The organism is Streptomyces sp. NK08204 (genome assembly GCF_020400585.1).
Lineage (GTDB): Bacteria > Actinomycetota > Actinomycetes > Streptomycetales > Streptomycetaceae > Streptomyces.
Map to the genome: position 1 here is coordinate 1 of NZ_JAINVF010000082.1, position 631 is coordinate 631.

The 631-nt window shown below is 74.8% G+C and carries 1 protein-coding gene; it reads left to right on the forward strand.

Features of this window, described 5'->3' with window-relative positions:
• Window positions 1-631 (forward strand): polyketide synthase (locus K7G59_RS34395; protein ID WP_225840671.1); only part of this gene is annotated, 631 nt, incomplete at both ends.

Genomic DNA, 631 nt, shown 5'->3' on the forward strand with positions numbered 1-631 from the left:
CGTCTTCGCCGGCGTGATGTACCACGACTACGGCCTCCAGCAGGGACCGGACGGCGGTCCGGGCAGCGGCAGCGCCGGCAGCATCGTCTCGGGCCGCGTCTCGTACACCTTCGGCCTGGAAGGCCCGGCGGTCACGGTGGACACCGCCTGCTCGTCCTCGCTGGTCGCGCTGCACCTGGCGGCGCAGGCGCTGCGACAGGGCGAGTGCACGATGGCGCTGGCCGGTGGCGTCACCGTGATGTCCGCCCCGACGCTGTTCGTCGAGTTCAGCCGTCAGCGCGGGCTGTCCCCCGACGGCCGGTGCAGGGCCTTCGCCGGGGCCGCCGACGGCACCGGCTTCTCCGAGGGCGCGGGCGTGCTGCTGCTGGAGCGGCTGTCCGACGCCCGCCGCAACGGCCACCCCGTCCTCGCCCTGCTCAAGGGCAGCGCGGTGAACCAGGACGGTGCGAGCAACGGTCTCACCGCCCCGAACGGCCCCTCGCAGCAGCGCGTGATCCGCCAGGCGCTGGCGGGTGCGCGGCTGAGCCCGGCCGACGTCGACGCCGTCGAGGCGCATGGGACGGGTACGACGCTGGGTGACCCGATCGAGGCCCAGGCGCTGCTCGCCACCTACGGTCAGGAGCGCCCGGCC